Origin of the sequence: Nocardia yamanashiensis NBRC 100130 (assembly GCF_001613325.1) — a bacterium.
GTDB classification, from domain to species: domain Bacteria; phylum Actinomycetota; class Actinomycetes; order Mycobacteriales; family Mycobacteriaceae; genus Nocardia; species Nocardia yamanashiensis.
On the sequence record NZ_BDCD01000022.1, the window covers coordinates 236,750 to 259,867 of the forward strand.

The 23,118-nt window shown below is 68.9% G+C and carries 21 protein-coding genes and 1 pseudogene; 11 read left to right on the forward strand and 11 right to left on the reverse strand.

Annotation, left to right across the window (positions count from 1 at the left end; translation table 11 throughout):
- Nucleotides 1–25: 25 nt before the first annotated feature.
- From NY1_RS26670 to NY1_RS26690, 6 genes are read right to left on the reverse strand one after another with little or no spacing between them, the layout of a single operon-like run.
- On the reverse strand, nt 26–1,069 hold the full coding sequence (locus NY1_RS26670; RefSeq protein ID WP_067718933.1) for an acyl-CoA dehydrogenase family protein: 1,044 nt from the start codon (nt 1,067–1,069) through the stop codon (nt 26–28).
- On the reverse strand, nt 1,066–1,239 hold the full coding sequence (locus NY1_RS43160; protein ID WP_157762490.1) for a hypothetical protein: 174 nt from the start codon (nt 1,237–1,239) through the stop codon (nt 1,066–1,068). The genes NY1_RS26670 and NY1_RS43160 overlap by 4 nt, the downstream gene beginning before the upstream one ends.
- Nucleotides 1,236–2,285 carry an acyl-CoA dehydrogenase family protein gene (locus NY1_RS26675; RefSeq protein WP_067718936.1) on the reverse strand — a complete coding sequence of 350 codons (1,050 nt, stop codon included), beginning with the start codon at nt 2,283–2,285 and terminating at the stop codon, nt 1,236–1,238. The genes NY1_RS43160 and NY1_RS26675 overlap by 4 nt, the downstream gene beginning before the upstream one ends.
- Nucleotides 2,286–2,295: 10 nt before the next feature.
- On the reverse strand, nt 2,296–3,426 hold the full coding sequence (locus NY1_RS26680) for an acyl-CoA dehydrogenase family protein (protein ID WP_067718939.1): 1,131 nt from the start codon (nt 3,424–3,426) through the stop codon (nt 2,296–2,298).
- Nucleotides 3,427–4,335: an enoyl-CoA hydratase gene (locus NY1_RS26685; protein ID WP_233034974.1), complete on the reverse strand. Its 909-nt coding sequence runs from the start codon at nt 4,333–4,335 to the stop codon at nt 3,427–3,429.
- A complete protein-coding gene (locus NY1_RS26690) occupies nt 4,332–5,879 on the reverse strand; it encodes a FadD3 family acyl-CoA ligase (RefSeq protein ID WP_067718942.1) in 1,548 nt (515 codons plus the stop codon). The genes NY1_RS26685 and NY1_RS26690 overlap by 4 nt, the downstream gene beginning before the upstream one ends.
- Nucleotides 5,880–5,949: 70 nt before the next feature.
- Between NY1_RS26690 and NY1_RS26695 the strand changes: the two genes are divergently transcribed.
- The 7 genes from NY1_RS26695 (at nt 5,950) to NY1_RS26725 (ending at nt 14,188) form a co-directional block, all read left to right on the forward strand.
- Complete coding sequence (locus NY1_RS26695; protein ID WP_067719097.1) at nt 5,950–7,170, forward strand: acyl-CoA dehydrogenase family protein; 1,221 nt, start codon at nt 5,950–5,952, stop codon at nt 7,168–7,170.
- Nucleotides 7,167–7,961 (forward strand): SDR family oxidoreductase, encoded by a 795-nt coding sequence (locus NY1_RS26700; RefSeq protein ID WP_067718944.1) that lies wholly within the window; start codon nt 7,167–7,169, stop codon nt 7,959–7,961. The genes NY1_RS26695 and NY1_RS26700 overlap by 4 nt, the downstream gene beginning before the upstream one ends.
- Nucleotides 7,962–8,168: 207 nt before the next feature.
- A complete protein-coding gene (locus NY1_RS26705; protein WP_067718947.1) occupies nt 8,169–8,924 on the forward strand; it encodes a hypothetical protein in 756 nt (251 codons plus the stop codon).
- 48 nt (nt 8,925–8,972) lie between these two features.
- Nucleotides 8,973–9,581 carry a TetR/AcrR family transcriptional regulator gene (locus NY1_RS26710; RefSeq protein ID WP_067718950.1) on the forward strand — a complete coding sequence of 203 codons (609 nt, stop codon included), beginning with the start codon at nt 8,973–8,975 and terminating at the stop codon, nt 9,579–9,581.
- Nucleotides 9,582–9,640: 59 nt separating this feature from the next.
- Entirely contained in the window at nt 9,641–10,792 is a 1,152-nt protein-coding gene (locus NY1_RS26715; protein WP_067718953.1) for an acetyl-CoA C-acetyltransferase, read from the forward strand.
- 104 nt (nt 10,793–10,896) lie between these two features.
- Nucleotides 10,897–12,732: a multicopper oxidase family protein gene (locus NY1_RS26720; protein WP_067718957.1), complete on the forward strand. Its 1,836-nt coding sequence runs from the start codon at nt 10,897–10,899 to the stop codon at nt 12,730–12,732.
- 67 nt (nt 12,733–12,799) lie between these two features.
- On the forward strand, nt 12,800–14,188 hold the full coding sequence (locus NY1_RS26725) for a uracil-xanthine permease family protein (RefSeq protein ID WP_067718960.1): 1,389 nt from the start codon (nt 12,800–12,802) through the stop codon (nt 14,186–14,188).
- Nucleotides 14,189–14,197: 9 nt separating this feature from the next.
- Here NY1_RS26725 and NY1_RS26730 read toward each other — a convergent pair whose 3' ends face one another.
- From NY1_RS26730 to NY1_RS26750, 5 genes are all read right to left on the reverse strand, one after another.
- Entirely contained in the window at nt 14,198–15,064 is an 867-nt protein-coding gene (locus tag NY1_RS26730; protein ID WP_067718963.1) for a metallophosphoesterase family protein, read from the reverse strand.
- Nucleotides 15,065–15,319: 255 nt separating this feature from the next.
- Nucleotides 15,320–16,405 (reverse strand): NAD(P)H-dependent flavin oxidoreductase, encoded by a 1,086-nt coding sequence (locus NY1_RS26735; protein WP_067718964.1) that lies wholly within the window; start codon nt 16,403–16,405, stop codon nt 15,320–15,322.
- Complete coding sequence (locus tag NY1_RS26740) at nt 16,402–17,211, reverse strand: CoA-transferase subunit beta (protein ID WP_233434492.1); 810 nt, start codon at nt 17,209–17,211, stop codon at nt 16,402–16,404. Before NY1_RS26740 ends, NY1_RS26735 begins: the two co-directional genes overlap by 4 nt.
- A complete protein-coding gene (locus NY1_RS26745; RefSeq protein ID WP_174567223.1) occupies nt 17,211–18,086 on the reverse strand; it encodes a CoA transferase subunit A in 876 nt (291 codons plus the stop codon). Before NY1_RS26745 ends, NY1_RS26740 begins: the two co-directional genes overlap by 1 nt.
- Before the next feature lie 5 nt (nt 18,087–18,091).
- A complete protein-coding gene (locus NY1_RS26750; protein ID WP_067718967.1) occupies nt 18,092–18,856 on the reverse strand; it encodes an enoyl-CoA hydratase family protein in 765 nt (254 codons plus the stop codon).
- A gap of 50 nt (nt 18,857–18,906) precedes the next feature.
- On the opposite strand from NY1_RS26750, the gene NY1_RS26755 reads away from it, so the two are divergent.
- The 4 genes and pseudogenes from NY1_RS26755 to NY1_RS26770 all read left to right on the forward strand — a co-directional run.
- The gene (locus NY1_RS26755; protein WP_439956040.1) at nt 18,907–19,701 is read left to right on the forward strand and encodes an SDR family oxidoreductase; all 795 of its coding nucleotides are present in this window, start codon (nt 18,907–18,909) and stop codon (nt 19,699–19,701) included.
- A gap of 159 nt (nt 19,702–19,860) precedes the next feature.
- Complete coding sequence (locus NY1_RS26760) at nt 19,861–20,772, forward strand: SDR family oxidoreductase (protein WP_067718970.1); 912 nt, start codon at nt 19,861–19,863, stop codon at nt 20,770–20,772.
- Between the two features lie 197 nt (nt 20,773–20,969).
- A complete protein-coding gene (locus NY1_RS26765; RefSeq protein WP_067718972.1) occupies nt 20,970–21,431 on the forward strand; it encodes a hypothetical protein in 462 nt (153 codons plus the stop codon).
- A gap of 433 nt (nt 21,432–21,864) precedes the next feature.
- Nucleotides 21,865–23,118, forward strand: a pseudogene (locus NY1_RS26770) (hypothetical protein); the annotation flags it as partial.

Genomic DNA, 23,118 nt, shown 5'->3' on the forward strand with positions numbered 1-23,118 from the left:
GCTCCCGTTCCGATGGGTCGTCGCGTCAGGCCGGGCGGGCCAGCGGACGCGCCGGGGTGCCGAACAGCTGTGCGTCGGCGTGTGCGCGCTTGAAGAACAGGTGCGCGTCGTGCTCCCAGGTGATGGCGATGCCGCCGTGCATCTGCACCGTCTCCGACACCACGGCATTGAAGGTGTCGATGGCGTGCAGCCGCGCCGAAGCGATATCGATCGGATCCACATGCCCCGCGGCCAGACCCGAAATAGCCAGGTAGGCAATGGAACGCGTGGACTCCACCAGCACGTACATATCGGCCATCCGGTGCTTCAACGCCTGGAAGCTGCCGATCGGCCGCCCGAACTGCACCCGCGACTTCGAGTACTCGACGGTCATGTCCAGGCACTGCTCGGCCGCGCCGAGCTGCTCGGCCACCACTGCGGCCCAGGCGATCTCGCGCAGGCGGGTGACATCGAGCGCGCCGAGCGCCCGGCCGGTGACGTTCTCGAAGTCGATGCGCGCCAGGCGACGGGTCGGATCCTGGGTGACCACGGTGGTGCGGGTGACGCCCGCGGCCTCGCCGTCCACCTCGAACAGCCCCGCATCGGTCAGCACCAGCAGCGTGTCCGCATGCGCCCCGTCGATCACGTAATGCGCGGAACCGGACAGGGTTTCGCCATCGGCGGCGACCCCGAAGGAATCCCACCCGCGCACCCCGGCCCAGCACAGCGCCAGCGTGCGCGCACCCTCCGCGACCTCCGGCAGCAGCCGTTCGTTCGCCTCGGCGTTCCCGGCCAGCAGCAGCGCCTGCACACCCAGCACGGCCGACCCCAGCATCGGCGGAGCGGCGAGCGTGCGCCCGAGCTCCTCCACCACCAGCAGCGACTCGGTCAGCCCGACGCCCACGCCCCCGAACTCCTCCGGAATGGCAAGCGCCGCAACCCCGACCTGCTCACACAGCAACTTCCACAGCTGCTCGTCATACCCGCGCTCGGCCTCCAGCCCGCGCCGCATGGCCGCGCTGTCCTGATGCTTGGTCAGCACCGCGCGCACGGTAGTGACGAGTTCCTGCTGTTCGGCAGTAAGGCTCATGCCCTCGCTCCCAATGTCTCGAAGTTGTGCGCGGTGCGAACGCTCGGCGCGGTGTCGACGTTTGCGAGAGTGCGCAATGTCTGCACCGCCAGCGTCAGCAGCGGCGTGAATTCGCCGTCGGCGCAGGAGCGTTCGAGCCTGCGGGTCGCGCCGGCCGCCGAGATGCTCATGCCACGTTGCCCGCACGCAGGGCGGCGGCGATGCGGGCGCGGTGCTCGGCCGGGGTGCCCCAGGCCGAGCGCAGCGCGGTGACCTTGGTCAGCCACAGGGACAGGTCGCACTCGGCGGTGTAGCCGATGGCGCCGTGCACCTGGAGGGCGATGCGGGCGGCCTGGTAGGCAGCTTCGCCGCAGGCCAGCTTGGCGGCGGAGATGTCGCGGCCCCGGGTCTGGGCGTCCGCGCCGGACTCCAGGGTGAGGGCGGCGCGGTAGAGCAGGGGCTGGGCCATCTCCAGGGCGATGGAGACATTGGCCAGATGGTGCTTGATCGACTGGTAGCGGCCGATCGGGGTGCCGAACTGCTGGCGCTGCTTCACGTATTCGACGCTGATGTCGAGCAGCGAGCGGCCCGCGCCGAGCAGCTGCGCGGCGGCGGCGAGCGCGGCGGTGTCGAAGGCGGTTTCGATCGCCGCGGCGACGCCCGCGCCCTCGGCCAGGGTCTCGCCGGGGGTGACGGTGAACAGGCGACGGGCCGCGTCCACCGACTTCACCAGGTCACCGGCGGTCGCGGCGGAGAGCTTGTCACCGTCGGCGACCAGGATCAGATCGGCCAGGTCGGCGTCGAGCGCCACGCGGCCCCCGGTCGCCGAAGCGGCGGAACCGATCGCGCCCGCGGCGGTGCTGAGCGCGAGCGTGCCGAGCTTGGCCCCTTCGGCGAAGGCGGGCAGCCATTCGGCGGCCAGCGCACCGTCCGGAAGGGCTTGCAGCAGTGCGGGAATCGCGGCGGCGGTCTCCACCAGCGGGCCCGGCACGGCGGCCCGGCCGATCTCGGTGAAGGCCACGATGAGCTCCACCGGGCCGGCGCCGAAGCCGCCGTTCTCCTCGGTGATGGTCAGGCCCAGCGCGCCCGCCTCGGCCAGCTGGCCGATGAGCGCGCGCCCGGCGGCGGAATCGCCCGCGCCCCAGGCCCGGACGACGCCCGGGGTCTTGGCGGCCTCGCCCATCTTGCGCAGGCTGGCGGCGAAGTCGTGCTGTTCTGCGGTCAATGCGAATCGCATGTCGTCTCCCTTACCGCGGCAGGCCGAGCAGGCGTTCGGCGATGATATTGCGCTGAATCTCGTTGGTGCCCGCGTAGATCGGGCCCGCGAGCGAGAACAGGAAGCCGTCGGTCCAGGCGGATTCCTGTTCGGCGGCGGCCCCGTGCAGGTCCAGCGCGGTTTCGTGCATGGCGATGTCCAGTTCGGACCAGAACACCTTGTTGACCGAGGATTCCGCGCCTAGCTGGCCGCCCTCGGCCAGGCGGGTGACGGTGGCCCAGGTGTTGAGCCGGTACGCCTCGGCCCCGACCCAGGCGTCCACCACGCGATCGCCGATGGCGGTGTCGGTTTCGGCGGCCGCCGACTTCCACAGCTCGATCAGCTTCACGACGGTGGCGTTGAACCGGCCGGGGGAGCGCAGCGAGAGCCCGCGCTCGTTGCTGGAGGTCGCCATGGCGACCTTCCACCCGTTATTGGCCTCGCCGATCACATCGGAGTCCGGCACGAACACATTGTCGAGGAAGATCTCCGCGAAGCCCGGCTCGCCGTCCAGCTGCGGAATCGGGCGCACGGTCACGCCTTCCGCGGTCAGCGGGAACATCACGTAGGTGAGCCCGCGATGCCGTTCGGCCTCCGGGTCGCTGCGGAACAACCCGAATCCCCAGTCCGCGAACGAGGCCCGCGAGCTCCAGGTCTTCTGCCCGTTGAGCAGCCAGCCGCCCTCGGTGCGCTTGGCGGTGGAGCGGATACCGGCCAGATCGGACCCGGCCTCCGGCTCGGACCACGCCTGCGCCCAGATGTCGTCGGCGCGAGCCATTCTCGGCAGGAACCGGGCCAGCTGCTCCGGGGTGGCGTGCTCGAACAGGGTCGGCGCGAGCAGGAAGATGCCGTTCTGGGAGACCCGACCCGGCGCACCCGCCGCGTAGTACTCCTCCTCGAAGATGACCCATTCGGTCAGCGAGGCATCGCGGCCACCGTATTCGGCGGGCCAGGCCACACAGGACAGCCGGGCCTCGGCCAGCTTGGCCTCCCACGCCCGGTGCGCCTCGAACCCCTCCTTGGTGTCCATGGACGGCAGCGGTTCGGCGGGCACATTGGCGGCCAGGAATTCCCGCACCTCGCGGCGGAATTCCTCGGTCTTGGCGTCGAATTCGAGATCCACTTACTTGGCCCCGTTCCTCTCGGTAGCGGCATCTGATTCCCGGCTCACCGCGGCCGCCTTCATCGACTTGGCGTCCATGCCGCCGAGCGAGCCGGAGCCGATTTCGGCATTGTGGGCGTGCGCGAAATGGTGCAGCCCGAACACGGAATCCATGCCGGCGCGCATACCCATCAGGTCCTCGCACTGGTTGACGGCCTTCTTGGTGAGCGCCAGCCCGAATTGCGGCATCTCCGAGATCTTCTCGGCGAGCGCGATGGTGTGCGATTCCAGTTCCTCGCGCGGCACAACGCGATTGACCATGCCCCACTCGTAAGCCTGTGCGGCGGTGAAGCGTTCACCGGTGAACAGGATCTCCTTGGCGCGGCGCGGCCCCAGCACCCACGGGTGCGCGAAGTATTCGACGCCCGGAATGCCCATGCGCACAACCGGATCGGAGAAGAACGCGTCCTCGGATGCCACGATCATGTCGCAGGACCAGGCCAGCATGAGCGCGCCCGCGATGCACGCGCCCTGCACCATGGCGATGGTCGGCTTGGGGATCTCCCGCCAGCGCCGGCACATGCCCAGGTACACCTCGGACTCGCGCGCGAACCGCTGATCGCCGCCCGGCCGGTCCACGTGGTCCCACCACATGACGGCCTTGTTCTCGTAGGAGATGTGGTGATCGCGTCCCGGCGTCCCGATATCGTGCCCGGCGCTGAAATGCTTTCCAGCACCGGCCAGCACGATCACCTTGACCTCGGCGTCTTCGACGGCGCGCGTGAAAGCGGCATCGAGCGCGTAGGTCATGACCGAGTTCTGCGCATTGCGGTAGTCCGGGCGGTTCAGGGTGACGACCGCTATCGGACCCCGCTTCTCGTAGAGGACGACCTCGCCCTCATCGGGAACGGGTCCCAGTTCCTGGCTCACGCCTTCTCCTCACGTAGTTGCCGCTTGAGCACCTTCCCGGCGGCGCTGTAGGGCAGCGCGTCGCGGAACTCCACGAAGCGCGGCACCTTGAAGTTGGCGAGCAGCGTCTTGGCATGCGCCACCACGTCTTCGGCGGTCAGCGCCGAGCCGGGCTTGCGCACCACGAACGCCTTGCCGACCTCGCCCATGCGCTCGTCCTCGATACCGATGACGGCGGTCTCGGCCACGCCCTCCAGGCGGGCCAGGGCCTGCTCCACCTCGGCGGGGTACACATTGAACCCGCCGGAGATGTACATGTCCTTGAGCCGGTCGGTGATCTTCAGATACCCGCGCTCGTCGATGATCGCGACATCGCCGGTGTGCAGCCAGCCGTCCTTGTCGATGGTGTCCGCGGTGGCCTGCGGATCGTCGAGGTAGCCCAGCATCACCTGCGACCCGCGGATCAGCAGCTCGCCATTGTCGGCCAGCTTGATCTCGAAGTCGCCGATGGCCCGCCCGCAGGTATTGGCGATGGTCTCGGCGTCGTCCTCCGGGCGGCACATGGTGCCGAAACCACCGGACTCCGACAGCCCGTACGCGGTCAGCACCACATCGAATTGCAGTTCGCTGCGCATTCTTTCGATGAGCACGACCGGCACGGTGGCCGCGCCGGTGACCGCGACCCGCAGCGACGACAGATCGGCATCGTGGCGCGCCGGATGCTCCAGGATCGTCTGATAGATGGTCGGCGGTCCGGTCAGCACGGTGATGCCCTCGTCGTGCACCAGCCGCATGGTCTCCGGCACGTCGAAGGTGGCCTGCGGGATCACGCTCGCACCGGTCACCAGGCACGCGAGAATGCCCGCCTTGTAACCGAAGTTGTGGAAGAACGGCGGCACCACCAGGTACCGGTCGCTCTGGTTCAGCGTCGCGCACTCGGCCCAGGCCCGCGCGCCCGCCAGCGCCTGCCGGTGCGCGATCAAGGTGCCCTTGCTGCGCCCGGTGGTGCCGGAGGTGAAGAGGATGTCGGACAGATCGTCCGGCCGCACCGATTCGGCCCGCGCCACCACGTCTTCCAGGCTGACCGCCTCGGCCAGCTTGGCCAGCTCCGACCACACGATGGCGTCGGCCACCGGCTCCTCGGTCTCGGACGGGATCACGATGACCGTCTCGATGCCGAGTTCCGGTGCGGCGGCGCGCAGTTCGCTCAGCCGGTCGCGTCCCAGGAAGGCGCCCGCGATGAACAGCGCCTTTGCGTCCACCCGCGACAGCACATCCGCCGCCTCGTCCGCCACGTAGCGCGTGTTCAACGGAACGATGGCCGCACCGACGTAATGCGTGGCGAGCACCGCGGTCACCCAGTGGTGGGTGTTGGGCGCCCAGATGCCGATGCGGTCGCCCCGCTGAATACCGCGCGCCATGAGCGCACGCGCGGTCTCATGGACCGAGTCCAGCAGTTGCGACCAGCTCAGACGGACAGCACCATCGCCGACAGCGGGCGCCTCACCGTAGGTGGCGGCGGCCGCGTGCAGGGCGAGCGGTGTGGTCTGCGGAGGAGATGTCACGGGAGTTCCTGCCGTCCGGGAATGGGTCTAACAAAGCAAGTGCTTGGTAGGTTACTCTACCGACGTGAGCATGATCCAGACCCCCGAACCGGCCACCGGGACTGAGCCCCGCGAGGACGCCGAGTTCCGCACGGAAGTGCGGGAATGGCTGGCCGAGAACCTGAACGGCCAGTTCCGCGAGCTGCGCGGTCTGGGTGGTCCCGGGCGCGAACACGAGGCATTCGAGGAGCGTCTCGAATGGGACCGCGCCCTGGCCGCCGCCGGACTGACCTGCCTGGGCTGGCCCAAGGAGTGGGGCGGCCGCGACGCCACCCTGCGCCAGCAGGTCATCTTCCACGAGGAATACGCCAAGGCCGATGCGCCGAGCCGGGTTTCGCACCTGGGTGAGGAACTGCTCGGCCCGACCGTCATCGCCTTCGGCACCGAAGAGCAGAAGCGGCGGTTCCTGCCCGGCATCCGCAATGTCACCGAACTCTGGTGCCAGGGCTACTCCGAACCGGGCGCGGGCTCGGACCTGGCCGCCGTCACCACCTCCGCCCAGCTCGAGGGCGACGAGTGGGTCATCAACGGCCAGAAGGTCTGGACCTCGCTCGCGCACCTGTCCGACTGGTGCTTCGTGGTCGCTCGCACCGAGAAGGGCTCCAGCCGTCACCACGGCCTGTCCTACCTGCTGGTTCCCATGAAGCAGCCGGGCGTCGAGGTGCGGCCCATCATCCAGCTCACCGGCACCGCGGAATTCAACGAGGTGTTCTTCTCCGACGCCCGCACCGCCGCCGATCTGGTGGTCGGGCAGCCCGGCGACGGCTGGAAGGTCGCCATGGGCACGCTCACCTTCGAGCGCGGCATCTCCACCGTCGGCCAGCAGATCCGCTACGCGCGTGAACTGACCGATCTGGAAGTGGTCGCCCGCGAGAACGGTTCCATCGACGATCCGATCATCGCCGCCCGCCTGGACCAGGCCTGGGTCGGTCTGCGGGTGCTGCGCGCCCACGTGCTGCGCACCCTGGAGTCCGGCCACGACGGCGCGTCGGTCGATGCCCGCACCGCCGCGGGGCAGGCCTCGGTCACCAAGCTGCTGTGGGCCAACTGGCATCGCGATCTGGGCGAGCTGGCCATGGACGTGCTGGGCGCGCCGGGTCTCATCGCCGACGCCAAGGACGACGATCTCAATGCCTGGCAGCGGCTGTTCCTCTTCAGCCGGGCCGACACCATCTACGGCGGTTCCAACGAAGTGCAGCGCAACATCATCTCCGAGCGCGTGCTCGGACTTCCCCGAGAGGCTCGACCGTGAGTGATCTGTCCATCGCCCCCGAAATCGTCGGCGGCCACAACCTGCTCGCGGGCAAGACCGCCGTGGTGACCGCCGCGGCCGGTACCGGCATCGGTTCGGCCACCGCGCGCCGCCTGCTCTCCGAGGGTGCGGACGTCGTGGTCTCCGACTGGCACGAGCGTCGGCTCAAGGAGACCGAAGAGGCGCTGAAGGCCGAATTCCCGGACCGCCGAATCGCTTCCGTGCCGTGTGACGTCAGCTCCACCGAGCAGGTCGACGCGCTGATCGCCGGGGCCGTGGCCGCGCTGGGCCGCATCGACATCATGGTCAACAATGCCGGCCTCGGCGGCGAGGTGCCGGTGGTCGACATGACCGACGAGCAGTGGGACAAGGTCCTCGACATCACCCTCAACGGCACCTTCCGCGCCACCCGCGCGGTGCTGAAGTACTTCCGCGAGGCGGGGCACGGCGGCGTGATCGTCAACAACGCCTCCGTGCTCGGCTGGCGCGCCCAGCACGGCCAGGCCCACTACGCCGCGGCCAAGGCCGGCGTCATGGCGCTCACCCGCTGCTCCGCCGTCGAGGCCGCCGAGTACGGCGTGCGCATCAACGCGGTGGCCCCGTCCATCGCCCGGCACGCCTTCCTGGACAAGGTCACCTCCGCCGATCTCCTCGATCGCCTGGCCGCCGGCGAGGCGTTCGGCCGCGCCGCCGAGCCGTGGGAGGTCGCGGCGACCATCGCCATGCTGGCGAGCGACTACACCACCTACCTCACCGGTGAGGTGGTGTCGATTTCGAGCCAGCGCGCCTGAATCGAAATTGCACTCGCACAACTGAATTAGTGCGTTCGGGCAAAGCGAAAAGCTGTGTCGTCCGGTCGCAGGTTTTCTCACTGCCGCGTTCCCCCGGGGGGCGCGGCAGTGCCTATTTCCGACCGAATAGAAATTGGGTGGCGCGGCGTGCGGGGCGTTGTGCCATTCTGGGTTAGGCCGGTTCCGCATAGTCGAAGGGCACGACCCATGGGTCCGGATCGCCGTCAACAATCAACCCCCGAACAAGGCCACGAGGAATTCGAACTCGAGCTCGTGCGCGAGGTCGTGCTCGCGCGCCGAAGACTCGACAATGCCGTGCTGGCCGCGCTCACCCTGGGTGCGGAGCTACTGGAGCACGACTCCGAGCGCGCCACCGCCATGCGGGCCGCGCAGATCCTGGAACAGCACGTGGTCGACGAGAGCGATGTCGCCCGCGATCCGCGCGCGGCCTTGCGCGAGGACATGATCCGCGATCGCGACCGGGCGCGCCGCCTGGGCCTGTCCCGGGCGGTCGGGTATTCCGACTCCGATGCGCAACGGCGCCGTCGCAAACGCACGGCGCTGTTGTGCGAAGTACGCGCCGATCTCCTGGAAGTCGTCCGCGCCAGCCAGCGTCAGCACGCCGACCGCCTCACCTTCGCCGACAACATCGCCAAGGGATTGTGCGATGCCACCGACAAATTGGTCGTCGGCGCCGATATGGAGACATATCGGGCATGGCAACGCGGCATGGTCCTCAAAATAATCGAGGAACCCAACGACGACGGCGGCCCGCCCCGCGTCATGGCAACCGTCGACGCCGGCCCCGGCCGCGACCCCCTCACTGTCGAATGGGACAGCCCGGAACGCAGACTGGCCCTGGTAGCCCGCATGGCCCGCGCCGGCGTCTCCCCGATCATCATCTGCGACCGCCTGCTAGCGGACCTGTCGGTGTCGTCGCCCTTGCGATATTCCGTGCGCTGAACGGGAACCTCGGTGGACCAAGCAAATGCTTGGTTGTATATTGGCGGAGTGACCTCACCAGACCCGACGAAATCAGCACGTCGTAACGAGCTGCTCGGTCTTGCCGCCAACCTCTTCGCCGAGCGGGGACTGCGCGCGACCACGGTTCGTGACATTGCCGACGCCGCCGGGATTCTATCCGGGTCTCTCTACCACCACTTCGATTCCAAAGAAGCCATGGTGGACGAGATTCTGCGCGGCTTCCTCGACGACCTCTTCGGCCGCTACCGCGAGATCGTCGGCTCGGGCCTGCCTGCCCGCGACATCCTCGAAGCCCTGGTGATCGCGTCCTACGAATCGTTCGACCAATTCCACGCGGCCGTCGCCATCTACCAGGCCGAGGCCAAACGCCTCAGCGGCACACCGCGATTCGGCTACATCGACGAGTACAACAAGGAGTTCCGCGAACTCTGGCACCAGGTGCTCGCCAACGGCGTCGAGGACGGCAGCTTCCGCCCCGAGATGGATATCGAACTGGCCTACCGGTTCCTGCGCGACACCGTCTGGGTGTCGGTGCGCTGGTATCAGCCCGGCGGCCGGATCACCGTCGACGCCCTCGCCAAGCAGTACCTCACCATCGTGCTCGACGGGCTCACCGCCCCGGCCGCGCGCGCATAGTTCCAGCCCAGCAGTAGGAGTTCAGAATGTCTGCACCGTCCCGCCGCCAGTACGCGCCCATGCGGGAGGCGTACGTGATCGACTCCGTGCGCACCGCCGTCGGCAAGCGCGGCGGTTCGCTCGCGAGCGTGCACCCGGCCGATCTGGGCGCGGCGGCATTGAACGGTCTGATGGGCCGCAACAAGCTCGACCCGCAGTTCGTCGAGGACGTGGTGTTCGGCTGCTGCGACACCATCGGCCCGCAGGCCGGCAATATCGCCCGCACCGCCTGGCTGGCGGCCGGCTACCCGGAGCACGTCCCCGGCGTGACCGTGGACCGGCAGTGCGGTTCCTCGCAGCAGGCGATCGGCTTCGCGGCGCAGGCCATCATGGCCGGCACCAATGAGATCGTGGTGGCGGGCGGCGTGCAGAACATGAGCGCCATCCCGATCTCGGCGGCCATGCTGGCGGGCCAGCAGTACGGCTTCGACTCGCCGTTCGTCGGCGCGCACGGCTGGGACCACCGCTACGGCACCGGCGAAGTGACGCAGTTCAATTCGGCCCACATGATCGCCGAGAAGTGGGGCATCTCCCGCCGCGATATGGAGGAGTGGGCGCTGCGTTCGCACGAGCGCGCCCGCAAGGCCATCGTGGAGGGCAAGTTCGACAACGAGATCGTCCCGGTGGGCGATTTCTGGATCGACGAGGGCCCGCGCGAGACCACCCTGGAGAAGATGGCCGGCCTGCAGCCGCTGGCCCCGGGCAGCAGCATCACCGCGGCGCTGGCCTCGCAGATCTCCGACGGCGCGTCGGCCACCCTGCTCGCCTCGGACTGGGCGGTCGCCGAATACGGCCTGACCCCGCGCGCTCGCATCCACCACGTGAGCGCGCGCGGCGCGGACCCGATCTACATGCTGACCGCGCCGATCCCGGCCACCAAGTGGGCGCTGGAGAAGACCGGCCTGACCATCGACGACATCGACGTCATCGAGATCAACGAGGCCTTCGCCTCGGTCGTGCTGGCCTGGCTGAAGGAAACCGGCGCGGACCCGGAGAAGGTCAACCGCAACGGCGGCGCCATCGCGCTCGGCCACCCGCTGGGCGCGACCGGCGCCAAGCTGTTCGCCTCGCTGCTCAACGAGCTGGAGCGGGTCAACGGCCGCTACGGCCTGCTCACCATCTGCGAGGGCGGCGGCACCGCGAACGTGACCATTATCGAGCGCCTGGGCTGAGTTTCCGCTGACCTGAGGCTATTTCAGGTCAATGGACCATTTGTATAACAAAAAGGCGAGAGCCCCCGGCCGCCGCTGATTCCGCGTGGAGAATCAGCAAGATCATGGGCGAGAACCTGCCGAGACGGGGGTTCCTGCTGGGGGCCCTCGCCGCTCTCGGGCTCGGCGTCGGCGCGAAAGCCTTCGCCGATCCCTCCCCGCTGCCGCCGTTCCCGCTGCCGGTGCCGCCGATCAACCCGCCGCCGATCACGCCGCTGAACTATCACTCGCCGGTGCTGGCGCCGTTCGCGGACGAGCTGCCCATTATCGAAACCCGGGCCGCGGCAGGAGAATTGGCGGCCCAGGCGGGGATGCACAAATATCACCGCGACCTGCCGGAGACCCGGGCCTGGGGTTTCGGCCGATCGGTGCTGGGCCCGAATCTCGAAGCGCGGCAGGGGCAGTCGGCGCACCTCACCTTCCGCAACGAGCTCGGTGCGCACCCGCTGGCCGCGCACGTCGATCTCACCATGCACGGCGTCACCGAGCTGGATCGCACCGATCCGCGCTTCACCGTGCACCTGCACGGCGGCGCGAACGCCCCGGACTCGGACGGCCATCCGCTCATCGGCTACCGCAACGGCGGCCGGGCGCACTTCGAATTCGGCAATCGGCAGGAAGCCGCCACACTCTGGTACCACGATCACGCCATGGGGATCACCCGGCTGAACATCCAAGCCGGGCTCGCCGGAATGTATTACGTACGAGACGATTTCGACACGGGCGCGGCCGACAACCCATTGGGCCTGCCCGCCGGTGAGTTCGAGATCCCGCTCATCGTGCAGGACCGCACGTTCAATGCCGACGGCACCGTGCAGCCGATGACCGCGACCTATATCCCGGAGGGCTACAACCAATCCGGCCAATTCGGTGACGTGTGCTGTGTGAACGGCGTGGTGTGGCCGTTCCTGCCCGTGCGCCGGAGCCTCTACCGCTTCCGGGTGCTCAACGGATCCAATTCCCGCCCATACATTTTCGAGTTCGACAATGGCATGCCGTTCTACGCCATCGGCGGCGATCTGGGCCTGCTCGACGCCCCGGTGCCCACCCCGTCGATCCGGGTCAGCCCCGGCGAAAGGGTCGACCTGCTGGTCGATTTCAGCTTCCTGGGCGACGGCGCCGAGGTGGAGCTGATCAATACCGCCAAGAACGACCTGGGCAATACCGTGTTCATGGCTCCCGAACTGCGCCGCATCATGCGCTTCTCGGTCCGCGGCGACGGCCCGCCCGCCGTCGTGCCGGCCCGCCTCCGGGGCGCCCCCGGACTACCGGACCTGCTGGACCCGGTCTACCCGCCCGGTCCGGTCCGCACCATGACCCTGATCGGCCTCAACGACGATTCGCGCAGCGCCGCCGTCTTCCCGACCCTGATGTCGCTGAACAATCTCGCCTTCCTGAGCGACGACATCGACATGGCCCGGGCCGGCACCGTCGAACAGTGGGACATCGTCAACACCACGCCCTTCGATCACCCCATTCACATCCACCTGGCCCGCATGCGTGTACTGGGCCGCCAGCCCATCCTCACCTCGCTGTACTGGGCAAACAACTATCCGCCCGCGTACGGAACCCGTTGGGCCCCTTCGGCGGACGCGTACGCCTTCACCCCGCAGCAGCTGCCGCCGCCGTGGGAGTACGGCTGGAAGGACACGGTCGAATGTCCGACCGACACCATCACCCGCGTCGTCGTGCACTGGCCGTCGGTCGCCGAACTCGGCTTCGATCCGGACGCCGTGCTGACCGTCCCGCATGACGCGGAAGCCATCTCCCCGTCCGAATCCGCCCACGGCGCAGCCCATGCCGGCGCGCACGACGAGATCCGCGGCTACGTCTGGCACTGCCACAATCTCGACCACGCCGACCACGACATGATGCAGCGCATCCGCGTCATGTCCGACTGACGCCGGAGGTTTGCCCGAACTACGATGTCCGGGATCGTTTCCCGAACTCATGAGAAAGCGGGCTGGTATGGATCTGGGTGTCCGCTGGAAGCTGCACGGCGGGGACGGGCGCACGCCCGCGCCCGGCGTGGTCGTCACCCCGGACGAGCGGCTGACCTGGCCGCGCACCATCGGGCTGGGCGCGCAGCACGTGGTCGCCATGTTCGGGGCGAGTTTCGTGGCCCCGGTGCTGATGGGGCTGGACCCCAATCTGGCCATCATGATGTCGGGCGTCGCGACCATCGTGTTCCTGCTCGCGACCAAGGGCCGGGTGCCGAGCTACCTCGGGTGCTCGCTCTCGTTCGTCGGCGTGGCCGCGGTGATCCGCGCCCAGGGCGGCAGTAGCGCGACGGTTACCGGCGCCTGCCTGGCGGTCGGTGCGGCGCTGTTCCTGATCGGTTTGGCGGTGCAGAAGTTCGGGGCGCGGATCATTCACGCCGCCATGCCGCCGGTGGTCACCGGTGCGGTGGTCATGCTGATCGGCTTCAACCTGGCCCCGGTGACGGCCTCCACCTACTGGCCGCAGGACCAGTGGACGGCCTTGCTGGTCATGCTCTTCACCGGATTGGCCGTGGTGGCGCTGCGCGGATTCTTCGCGCGCATCGCGATCTTCCTGGGCCTGATCTTCGGCTACGGGCTGTCGTGGGTGCTGGACCGGGTGTTCGGCAAGATCCATTCGGCGGACGGCAGCGGCGCGGTGACCGACCATTGGCGACTGGACCTTTCGGCGGTGGGCCAGGCCGACTGGATCGGACTGCCGCAGTTGCACGCGCCGTCGTTCGAATGGTCGGCCGTGCTGGTCGCCCTGCCCGTGGTGATCGCCCTGGTCGCCGAGAACGCCGGGCACGTCAAGGCCGTCGGCGAGATGACCGGGCGCAATCTGGACGACAAGCTGGGCACCGCCATCGCGGCCGACGGTGTGGGTTCGATGCTCTCGACCGCGGTCGGCGGCCCGCCCAACACCACCTACTCCGAGAACATCGGCGTCATGGCGGCCACCCGGGTCTACTCGACCGCCGCCTATTGGGCCGCAGCGGGTTTCGCGCTGCTGTTCGGCCTGTGCCCGAAGTTCGGCGCCATCGTCGCGGCCATTCCGGGCGGTGTGCTCGGCGGCATCACCGTCATCCTGTACGGCATGATCGGCCTGCTCGGCGCGCAGATCTGGACCAACGCCAAGGTGGACCTGCGCAATCCGCTGAACCTGGTGCCCGCGGCCGCCGGCCTGATCATCGGCATCGGCAATGTCAGCATGAAGTTCACCGACAACTTCACCCTGAGCGGCATCGCCCTGGGGACACTGGTCGTCATCACCGGCTACCACGTGCTGCGCGTCTTCGCCCCCGCCCACTTCAAGGGGGAGGAGCCCCTGCTGGACGAGGGCACCTCCTCCTACGACGAGGCCGGCGGCAAGCCGTGATCCGGTGACTCAGCCCGCCGCCGGTTCGCTCATCAGCTCGCCGGCCTCGGCCACATAGGGCAGCGCCAGCACCGTCCACGAATGGTCGCTCGCGTACGCCGGATGCTGTGAGGCTTCCGGATCGGCCGCGAGCCCCTCCACCCGCGTCCACTGCCCGTCCCCGCACGGCAGCATCTCGGTGTAGCGGTAGTGCAGGTGCCCGTGCACGTGCAGGCCCGGCCGCAGCGTCTCCACGACCTTCTGGATCCGGTCCTGGTTCGGGAAGCACTCGGGCTTGTTCTTGCGATTGAACTTGGGTTCGGTGGCGCGCGGCTTGTCATGGGACAGCAGCACATCCACCGGGGAGGCGTCGGCGATCAGCAGCTCGTCGAGCTCGTCGTCGGTCATCTCCTCCTCGGGAAACCACAGCGTGCCCGCCGTCATCGGCTTCCGTCCGGACCCGTAGCGCCGGTGCCGCGCGGCCTGCTCCTCCTTGCGCGCCTCCCGGGCCAGCCGCCACCCCTTGTCGGTGGAGCGCGCCCCGCCGAAGGCCGCGAAAGTGGTGCCCTCCCAGGTCCATCGGTGGCCTCGCGGCGCGTACCGCAGGAACTTGCGGCACACCAGGAACCCTTCCTCGTCCCGGCGTTCGCCGTACAGCTCGTGCAGCAGCGAGCTCTTGTCGTGGTTCCCGTCCAGGAAGTACACGGTCACCCCGGCCCGCTTGGCCGCCTTGTTCACCACATCGAAGTAGCGCCGTCCCGAGTGCATGTGCTCCCAGGCCCCGAAATCCCCCACGGCGAACACCCGCGCGCAGTCCTGCCGCGCCGCGACCTGGATCAGTTGCAGTGCGTGTGCGGTGTTCCCATGAATATCCCCGACAATCAAGACATTCCCCATGGCCACATGGTCGCAGCCCGCCGCCGTCCCGTCACGCACAATTAGCCCGTGCCGGATCCCGGGTGCCCAACGCACGAAAACCGCCCCCGGGCGAGAGGATCCGGGGGCGGCTCGTGCGCGACCGGGGGTTCGGCGGTCGCGCAGACGGATCCGGGTGATCGGCCGGATCCGCTGGGTTGCGCGGCCGATTGTGTCGGGACGCGCAGTCCGGGGCGCCGCGGGGCGTACGGTCCGCGGCGCTGGATGAGAGTTCGGTCAGGCGGTGGCGGAGTCCGTCACCTTGAAGGAAGCCAGGCTGTCGATGCGGGCCACGGCGTCGGCGATGATGCGGTCGACGAGTTCCTGCACGGTGGGCAGATCGTCGATGATGCCCGCCACCTGACCGGAGGCCAGCACGCCCGCCTGCGTATTGCCGTCCACCAGACCGGCTTTGAGCAGCATGGCGGTGTTCGCGCCCATGACCACCTGAGACCAGGTGAGGTCCTTGTGCTTGCGGGTGTTCAGGCCCTCGCGAGCCATGGTCGTCCACTTCATGCCGGTCATGTGCTTGAACTTGGCGGCGCTGACCAGGGCGGTGTACAGCCCCCGGATCGGGCCGGAGTGCTCGAGCTTGTTCACCAGTTCGGTGTTCAGCACGCGATGCGGCATGCCGTCGACCTTGACCGACACGGTGGTGTCCTGCAGCCCGCGGGTCAGGTACTCCTGCTTCACCGAATCCGGCACCGAGCTGTCCTGGGTGAGCAGGAAGCGGGTGCCCATGGCGACGCCGGCCGCACCGTAGGACAGTGCGGCGGCGAGGCCGCGGCCGTCGAAGAAACCGCCGCCGGCGACCACCGGAATGTCCACGGCGTCCAGCACACTCGGCAGCAGCAGGGTGGTCGCGACGGAACCGGTGTGGCCACCGCCCTCACCGCCCTGCACGATCACCGCGTCCGCGCCCCAGGACGCCACCTTCACCGCGTGCTTGGCCGCGCCGATGGACGGCATGACGACCACGCCGTTGTCCTTCAGCTTCGCGATGAGCTCCTTCTTGGGAGCCAGCGCGAAGGAGGCCACCTTCACGCCCTCGCGGATCATCATGTCGCAGCGATCCTCGGCGTCGGACAGGTCGGCGCGAATGTTCACGCCGAAAGGCTTGTCCGTCTTGGCCTTCGTCTTGGCGATGGCCACCTCGAGCTCGTCGAGGTTCATGGTGGCCGAGGCCAGAATGCCGAGGCCGCCCGCATTGGCGGTGGCCGCGACCAGACCCGGCCCGGCGACCCAGCCCATACCGGTCTGCACGATCGGATGCTCGATGCCGACCAGCTCGGTCAGCGGAGTCCGCAGCCGCTGCGCGGTCATGCCGTCACTTCCTTCTCGCGGAACCCCTTGGGGTCCAGCACCGTACGGATGATGGTGAGCTCTTCCTCGGTCGGCAGCCGGGTCTCGCCCGCCTCGGCCAGCCCGGCGACCTCGAAGGAGGTGTTCTCGGCGACCTCGTCGGCGCTCACGCCCGGGTGCAGCGACAGCGCGCGCATGGTGTGGTCCGGCCCGTTGTAGTCGAACACGCCCAGGTTCGACACCACGCGATGCAGGTGGTGGAACCGGTAGGCCGGGTTCTCGGGATCGACCTTGTCGTAACCGATTCCGGACACGATATCGACCTGGTCCACGAACACCCGCTTGTTGTGCTTGGGCACGAAGTAGCTGGTGGCGTGGTTGATGGTGTTGCCGGGCGCGCCGCGCACCCCGAACATCTGCCGGGTCGGCTGCTGCAGCGGGCCGAAGGCCGAGAGGTTCTGATTGCCGAAGCGGTCCAGCTGATTCGCGCCCATCACCACGTGGCGACGGCCGGAAGCGACCACGTCGAACACCTTGGAGAACGGAATCCAGCCCTCGATGGGCGCCTTGCCGCCGATGGCCGGCACCTCGGCGAAGAACAGCGCCTCACCGTCGGACAGCAGCAGATCCGGCTCGAAGGTCAAGCGCGCCAGCCGCGCACCGATGGTGGTGACGGTGGACATGGGGCTGGCCATGATCTCGCCCGCGCCCCGGAAGATCTCGGCCGCGGCGACAACGCAAACCTCGGCCCGCGTGATGGGCCCACCCGTCGCCCGACCACCACCCCCGGTGGAATCGCTACGCAATGCAGTGTTGTTCTCGCTCATTACTTCTGCTCCTCGGCGAACGCGCGAACGGCGGCCTGGTACTCGTCCTCGGACACATCCAGGTAGCGCGCCTTGAACTCGGCCCACGACTCGGGCGTCTTGGCGGCCTCCACGTAGTGCCGCTGGAACTTCTCGTCGCGCCCGTAGGAGCCGGAGAAGGTGAAGTGCGCGCCGCCGGGGGCCTCGACCACACCGTCGACCATCATGCGGTTGAGGATGATGGCCTGCTGCGGAACGGCTTTCACCAGTTCCTCGGTCTCGACCAGCTTGTCCACCGACAGGTAGCGCTTCTCCGCGGCCAGGGCGTACAGATCGTCGAAGTACGGATCGACGCCGGTGTAAGCGGCATTGCCGTGCTTGTCGCCCAGATCCAGGTGCACGAAGGCGGCGTCCAGCTCCAGCGCCGGCATGGCGACCAGGGTCTCTTTCTTGCCCTCGGTCGGGTACGGCGACTGTACGGTCTTCAGCTCGCCCTCCCAGAAATCGATTACGGCCGAACCCAATCCGGCGCGGATGGGCAGGAACGGCAGGCGGGCGGCGGCGGCCTGCAGCCCGCACTTCACCATGCCCTCGTCCATCTCGCGCACGGTGATCGCGCCCTCGGTGCGCGCCTTGGCGAACCACGGGTCGTAGAACGGCGCGGAGTCCAGGGATACGAAGCCGTAGTAGGCCTTTCGCACCTTGCCCGCCGAGCACAGCAGACCCAGATCCGGTCCGCCGTAGGTGACGACCGTCAAATCCTTGATATCCGAACGCAGAATGGCCCGCACCAGCGCCATCGGCTTACGCCGGGAACCCCAGCCGCCGAGCCCGATGGTCATTCCGCTCCGCAGTTCGCCGACGATCTCGTCGAGCGTCATCCGCTTGTCGCGCATGGCTTTTACTTCCCCTTCTTCTGCGCCGCGATGTCGTCGTCGAAGCGCGCGCGAATCTCGTCGGCCACGCCCGCGAGGTTGAGCTCCATGGTGAAGCCCTGCTCGAAGCGGTAGGACCGGTGCACGTCCTGCACGTCGATGCCGTTGAGCGCCTTCTTGGCGGCGCGAATGACGCGGCCGTCCTTGTTGGCGATGTTCTTGGCGACTTCCATTGCGGCGGCGTCGAGTTCGGCGCGCGGCACCACCTTGAACACCGAACCGTAGTGGTGCAGCTGCTGCGCGGTCAGCGTGCCCGCGGTGTAGAACATGGTCCGCATCAGATGCTGCGGCACCAGGCGCGCGAGGTGGGTGGCCGCGCCCAGCGCGCCCCGGTCCACCTCGGGCAGGCCGAAGGTGGCGTCGTCGGAGGCCACGATCACGTCCGAGTTGCCGACCAGGCCGATGCCGCCGCCGAGGCAGAAGCCGTTGACGGCGGTGACGACCGGCACCTGGCAGTCGTAGACGGCCGCGAAGGCCTCGAAGCAGCCGTGGTTGGCGCGGATCAGCTTGGTGTGCCCGACGTCGGCGTTCATCTCCTTGATATCCACACCCGCGTTGAACCCGCGTCCCTCGGCGCGCAGCACCACGACCCGGGTCTCCGGGTTGCGCCCGGCTTCCCGGACGGCGTCGGCCAGGGCGAACCAGCCGTCGGAAGGCAGAGCGTTGACCGGCGGGTAGTCGACAGTGACGACTTCTACGCCCTCGGTTTCGGTGTGACGGATGATCCCCATCGCAAGTCCCATCGTTGGCAAAACAAGCAAGTGCTTGGTAGGTTAGCACGGTGGCAATCGAAGTGAACCTCTCCGGCTCGGTCGTCCTGGTCACCGGTGGCGTCCGGGGCGTCGGGGCCGGTATCTCCCGCGTTTTCCTGGATGCGGGCGCGACCGTGGTCGCCTGCGCGCGCCGGCCGGCGGATGTGCCGGTCGAGTCGAACGGGCGGGGCATCGACTTCCTGCCGTGCGATGTGCGGGACCCGGAATCCGTGCGCGGCCTGATCGACGCGATCGTGGCGAAGTACGGGCGGCTGGACACCGTGGTGAACAATGCCGGCGGCGCTCCGTTCGCCCTGGCCGCCGACGCCAGCGCCAACTTCCACTCCAAGATCGTGCAGTTGAATCTGCTGGCGCCCCTGCTGGTTTCGCAGATCGCCAACGAGGTGATGCAGAAGCAGGAGCACGGCGGCTCGATCGTGATGATCTCCAGCGTCTCCGGTCATCGCCCCTCGCCCGGCACCGCCGCCTACGGCGCCGCCAAAGCCGGTGTGGACAGCCTGGTTTCGTCGCTCGCGGTCGAATGGGCACCCAAGGTCCGGATGAACTCCGTCATCGTCGGCCTGGTCAATACCGAGTCCTCCCACCTGCACTACGGCGACGAGGACGGCATCGCCGCCGTCAGCCGCACCGTCCCCATGCAGCGCATGGCCGCCCCCGAAGACATCGGCCGCACCGCCGCCTTCCTGGCCTCCCCCCTGGCCGAATACATCACCGGCGGCTCCCTGCTGGTACACGGCGGCGGCGAGAAACCCGCATTCCTCGAAGCCTCCACCGCCGATGTCCCCGCAGTCTCCGGCCATTAGGCCGCCGTCTCTCCAGGCCCGTGGGGCGACCGGCTCCGGCCCGGCTGCCGCGCCGGGCACACGGGCGGCCCCCGCTCTTGCCGCTCCTTCTTCCTTCCCTCCGGGGGTGTGGGGGCGTAGCCCCCACAATCCCCTTCACTCACCAGCGAGGTAATCCATATGACTGACAACAAGATCTGTGAAGGCCGCGTCGCCATCGTGACCGGTGCCGGTCGCGGCATCGGTCGTGCGCACGCCCTCGCCTTCGCCGCCGCCGGCGCGAAGGTCGTCGTGAACGACCTCGGCGCCGAACTCGACGGCGCCCCCAGCCCGGATTCCCCAGCCGCCCAGGTGGTCGAGGAGATCAAGGCGCTCGGCGGCGAAGCCATCGTGAACGGCGACGACATCTCCGACTGGGAGGGCGCGCGCCGCCTCATCGCCTCCGCCGTGGAAGCCTTCGGCCGCCTGGACATCCTGGTCAACAATGCCGGTATCGTCCGCGACCGCATGCTGGTCAACCTCGGCGAGGACGAATGGGACGCCGTCATCAAGGTGCACCTCAAGGGTCATTTCGCCCCGATGCGGCACGCCGCCGAGTACTGGCGCAACGAGGCCAAGGCGGGCCGCACCCCCGAGGCGCGCATCATCAACACCAGTTCCGGTGCGGGCCTGCTGGGTTCGGTCGGCCAGGGCAACTACGCCGCCGCCAAGTCCGGCATCGCGGGCCTGACCCTGACCGCGGCGGCCGAGTTCGCCCGCTACGGCATCACCGTCAATGCCATCGCCCCGGCCGCGCGCACCCGCATGACCGAGACCGTCTTCGCCGACATGATGGCCGCCCCGGAGGACGGCTTCGACGCCATGGCCCCGGAGAACGTCTCCCCGCTGGTGGTCTGGCTGGGCAGCGCCGATTCGGCCGGCGTCACCGGTCGCATGTTCGAGGTCGAGGGCGGCAAGGTGACGGTGGCCGACGGCTGGCGGCACGGCGTCTCGGTCGATCGCGGCGCTCGCTGGGAGCCGGCCGAACTGGGCCCGGTCGTGCGTGACCTGCTGGCCAAGGCCGTCACCCCGGAGCCCGTCTACGGCGCCTGAGTTCCGCTTCCACCTCTCGCCGACACCCGTCCGGGTGTCGGCGATTCGTGTTTCAGCGCCGGGTAATCCGCTGTTCACCACCTGTTTCCGCACCGGTACCCAGCCCGGCTGGCGGCCCTGCCGGATGCGGCGCGGGGCACCCCGCCCGGGGTAGGTTCGGCGGTGAAGTTGATCGGCTGAGTGGAACGAGGTTTCGGATGGCGCGGGCGCAGCACTACCAATTCGCGCACCGGTTGTTGGCGCATATGGCGCGGTCGCGCGGTGCGGAGCTGGTGAAACGGGTGGCGCCGGACAGTTGGACCGCGGCGCTCACCGATTGGTGGAACGGCCTCGGTTCGACGCTGCCCGCGGCGGATCGGCTGGCGCCCACGGGTTTGAGCGGCCGGCTGATCGAGCGCGACGGGTCGCGCATCGTGCTGGTGACGCTGCCGGAGCCGACCGCCGCGCCGGAGGCGTACTTCGCGGCGTTCGTGGTGCCGCCGGAGGCGGGGGAGTGCCGGTACTACACCCTCGAGTATTCGGTGGATCCGCTCGGCGGCGAACCGTATACGACCCTCGGCCAATGGAGTGACGGCTCTCACATCAATATGGGTCCGGGGCCCGCGCCGACCGCCGAGGCGTTCCTCGATGCCATCGCGCCGCGGGTGCCGCAGCCATAGCCCTCCGTATCCCGAAGTGATGCATACCACTTGGTCGGCCGAAGCGCATGCTCACCCAAGGTGAGCAGGGGATTTGCTGTCCCATAGGTCTGAATTGCCCTTGTTGCACATGTTCACTCGCGCCTCACAAGTGCGAATCCGGCGTTGTGAGGTCCGCGCGTAGCGCCCGCTGAACCCAATTGGCCTGGGCCGCTTGCGGATATTCGATACATGGGGAGATGCGCAGGCGTACGGTTTGTCTCGGCCCCTAAAGCATTCGGGACTTGTGCGGGACCTCGTACACCCTTGTACGATGACCGCGTTCCGCAAAGGCCCGGCTATCGGGGTGGCCGCGTGCTCTGACCCGCACCGACCGCGTGCGGGCGACAAGCCGACTGCGCAGTATCGATGAGGGGATGGCTGGCGCATGATCGTTGGTCGTGCAATGCGCCTGGTGGCAGCGATAGCAGCTGTCGCCGGTACAGCGCTGCTCGGGCCGGTTGCCGCGCTCGCGCAGCCCAACGGGATCGACCTCGAACCGGTGCCCGCCGGGCAGGAGCCCGTGGTGCCCCGATCCCCGCAGTCGCAACAGCCACAACCCGTCGTAGCGCCCGGCGCCGATTCCACCGGCCGCCCCGGCGGAAACCCCGCCGACGCGACCGTTTCGGGCACGAACCCGGGCGGCGCGGGTTCGGCCGCCGTGAACCCCACCGGTGCGGGCGCCCCCGGCGTGAATCCCGTTGCCGGACCCCAGGATCTGCTGGCCATCTTGTTCGGCGTCGGCTCGGCCGGAGCGGGTTCCGCCGGAGCTGGTTCGGCCGCCGTCGGTTCTGCTGGAGCCGGCTCGGCCGGAGTCGGTTCCGCTGGAGTCGGTTCGGCTGGAGTGGGCTCCGCCGGCGTCGGTTCTGCCGGTGTCGGTTCGGCCGGAGTGGGCTCTGCGGGTGTCGGCTCCGCCGGAGTAGGCGGCCTGGCCGGTCTCGGCGCCTTGCTCGGCACCGGTTCCGCCGCTGTCGGTTCGGCGGGCGCGGGCACCGGTTCCGCCGTTCTCGGTACCGGTTCCGCCACCCTCGGTCTCGGCTCGGCTGCTGTCGGAACGGGCTCGGCCGCAGTGGGTTCCGCCGCGGCCGGTACCGGCTCGGCCCTCGGCTCCGCCGGTGCGGGCACCGGTTCGGCCGTGGGCTCCGCCGGAGTCGGCCTCCCCTTGCTGCTCGGAACCGGTTCGGCCGCCGTGGGTTCGGCCGCCACCGGCTCCGGACTCGGTCTGCTGGCCACCCTGCTCGGTACCGGTTCGGCCGCGGTCGGTTCGGCCGCCGTGGGCTCGGCGGCCACCGGCTCGGCCGGTCTGCTGGCCTTCTGCACCGGTTCGGCCGCCGTCGGTTCCGCCGGAATCGGCTCGGCGGCAGTGGGTTCCGCCGCCGGTTCCGCGGATGCGGGTTCGGCGGCCGGTTCCGCTGCCGTCGGTTCCGCCGCCACCGGCTCGACCGGCGCGGGTTCGGCTGCCGTCGGTTCGGCCGGGGTCGGTTCCGCCGCAACGGGTTCGGCCGCGCTGGGCTCGGCTGCCGTCGGTTCGGCTGGAGTCGGTTCCGCCGCAACGGGTTCCGCCGCGCTGTGCGCCTCACCGCTGCTCCTGCTGTTGATTCCGCTCCCGGCACCGGCTCCCGAGGCCCCGTCGGTGCCCATCGAGATTCCGCAGGCCCCGCAAGCTCCC